General features: G+C 63.9%; 3 protein-coding genes. All 3 read right to left on the reverse strand.

The genetic code is table 11. The annotated features are described in order from the left end of the window. Window positions 1-43 precede the first annotated feature (43 nt). Window positions 44-340, reverse strand: coding sequence for a hypothetical protein (locus tag MRY75_RS14505; protein WP_292308717.1), 297 nt, complete (start codon window positions 338-340; stop codon window positions 44-46). A gap of 115 nt (window positions 341-455) precedes the next feature. Continuing rightward, window positions 456-836 (reverse strand): DUF3768 domain-containing protein, encoded by a 381-nt coding sequence (locus tag MRY75_RS14510; RefSeq protein ID WP_292308718.1) that lies wholly within the window; start codon window positions 834-836, stop codon window positions 456-458. A 126-nt stretch (window positions 837-962) separates the two neighbouring features. Further along, a partial coding sequence (locus MRY75_RS14515) for a chromosome partitioning protein ParB (RefSeq protein ID WP_292308719.1) occupies window positions 963-2,598 on the reverse strand: 1,636 nt, incomplete at its 5' end.

Here is a 2,598-nt window from a genome sequence, read left to right on the forward strand (position 1 = left end):
CGACCGTTACGCGAGGCCGCCCCGGAGTTTCCTTTGGGGGGCTTCAGGCCGCAGCGTCGCCGCGGTTTTCAGCCGTCCGGTCAACCAGGTTGAAATAGAGGTTCTCGGTCGCGCGCTTGAACCCAGGGGGTTTGCGAGGAGCGAGGCAACGCACTGAAGCGCTGCAACCCTCACCATGCTCCATTGCGAACTGCGTCACCTTGTCGATCAGGTCATCCATGCCTGCGGCCTGGATGCGCTTTTCGGGGTAACTCACCATCATCTGGAACTGAGTAACAACGAAGGCGCCATCGCGATGCGCCGGGTAGAGGGTGATCTGGTAGTCGAGTGTCTTGGCCATCTGAGGTCTCCTGTAGGGGGCAAGGCGCGATCATCGCGCCCATCGAACCCGCCAGCCCGAAAGGACCGCCCTTTGTGCAAGGACGGTCCGGGGCGGCGATTGGGGGTGGAGAGCGTCAGTATTCCGAAGGGAGAAGCAGGGTCAGCACGCGACGCGTCTGTTTCGGGTCGGAAGGTTCCGGCGAGCCGTACGTGTAGTCGACGTCATACAGGTCGATCTTGAACCAAACCGTCGTGCCATTGAATTCGATGACCCCCATCTCGTGCCATCCCTGCGGGTCGCTGTCGGCATTGAACCCGTCGAAGGCTGCAACACGGCGGGTCAATTCCAGTTGCGCATCGATCCCAAGCGCCGCGACGCCACGTGTCATCACGAACTGGCCCTTCGGGGCATCGGCGACCGGAATAGTGCCGAGGATGGAACGTCGAAACGTGTCATTCTGGGCAGCGATGAGTGCGGCTTCCTGGACGGGATCGAGGTCAAGGGTGGTGGTCATGGGATGTCTCCGGGACGGGCCAGCCGATCCGATATCGGCTGTAGGCAACCCGTCAGTCGGAAAGGGCCGCCCTCGATGTGAGGACGGCCCTAGGCTCATGTGGTGTTCAGGCGAGACTCTGCTTCGTCAGGCCGCATCCCCGCTGAGGAAGGCGGGCAAGGACGATGGTACATCACTCTCCGCCTCGGCCAGAGCGTCTGCGGCGGGCACGTCGCCTTCCTCCGCCTCGGGCGTATCGCCAATCAATTTGGCGTCGGCCTCCGTCGCACCGGAAAACACCATCCCGTCGGGCAGCCAGCGCGTCGTCCTGACAACCGTCGCGGCGTCGAACCCTTCTGTCTCGCTGGCCGTTTCCGCGAAAGCCCGTTCCAACGCGGCTGCGATATCGCCCTTGCGCTCGCGATTTCGATCTTCGGCGTAGTCGTCGCCGATCAGCTTGCGCGCCGTGACCACGGCATGGCCCTTATTGACCCGACCCCAGTAGTTCTGCGCGGTCGGGCGCCAGCAGGCCGCCACATCGACATCAAGCCGCGCGCCAATCTCTTCGATGATCGGAGAGGGGCGATTGTCGGACGAAAGCTGCGGCTTGACCGCGAGGCCCGTCGCCCAGGCGAAAAGCGCCTGCTTGTCCGCGACGGGCAGCGCGGACATCGCCCGGAAGTCCTCTGGCTTCTCCAGCTTCATCCAGTCTGTGGCGAGGTCCTGATCCAGCGCCGCGAGCATCTTCTGGGCGACGGTGTCCGCATGCAGCACCTCGCGATTTTGCGCCTGGAAGGGCCGGATCGAGATATCGAGCGCCTCGTTGTTGTAGGACCGCCCCAGAGCCTGCTCGCAAAGGGCGTAGAGCATCGCATCGAACGCCACCTCGAAATCCGCCGCCAGATGCGCCCGCAGGATGTGCTGACGCGTGGCGCGCAGATCGTCAGCGAGGCTCGCCGAAATCCCGTCCGCCTTGCGCAAAGTCGCAGCCGGGTCGGAGGTAGGTACCGGCGTCGAAGAGGTTGGCGGCGTCACATTCGGCCGGGCGGGGGAGGGGGCATCACCCGCATCAGCACTCGTCCCTTCCGGCACGGCCGCAGCAGGGATATCTTCTGGCCGCACCAGGCCTTTCTCGACGCGCAGCGCCCCGTCGTGGCCAATGGTCAGAACCACGCCTGCGATGGCGCGGTCCGCATCAGAATAGGGTTGCCGCTCGCGCTGCAGGGCCTCGATCTCACGCAGGCGCGGCTCGATGGCGTAGTACTCTTCCGTTTCGGCGTCAGTCCAGTCCTCACCGTCGTTCTGCGCCGCCAGGTCTTCCTCCCGCGCGATGAGACGTTCCTCCTCCGCCAGTAGGTCCGGATCCGGTTCGATATCCTGCGGATAGACCCGACCGAAACTGCGAAACGCGCCATAATCCACCGAGAGATGCACTTCGACCCATTTCCACGCCGCTTTGAGCGGTTTGGCCGCGGCTTGCAGCTTCTCGATGGCAAGACGCTCCAGCAGCTCGGGGTTTTCCATATGGGCGCTGGCACTGTCGTCGAAGAGATCGCGCAGCAAAACCCCGCCCGCCGCCTCGTACGCCTCGATGCCGACAAAGCGTCCGAGGGCCGAGTTCGCCGAATGCGCCGTCTCGGTCAGATGACGTTTGATGCTCTGTGGATGGATGTGATAGCCGCCCCGCACTGCGTTCCAGACCGCAAGCTGGCGATCATGGTCGTCGGTCAACGTGAAGGCCATGACGCATTCGAGGGTCAGATCACCGGCACGGAACTGCTCG

The organism is Marivita sp. (assembly GCF_022763305.1).
Taxonomy (GTDB): Bacteria; Pseudomonadota; Alphaproteobacteria; order Rhodobacterales; family Rhodobacteraceae; genus Marivita.

Coding starts and splice junctions, on each gene's coding strand:
- MRY75_RS14505 (WP_292308717.1), bottom strand. CDS start 340: ATGGCCAAGACACTCGACTACCAGATCACCCTCTACCCGGCGCATCGC.
- MRY75_RS14510 (WP_292308718.1), bottom strand. CDS start 836: ATGACCACCACCCTTGACCTCGATCCCGTCCAGGAAGCCGCACTCATC.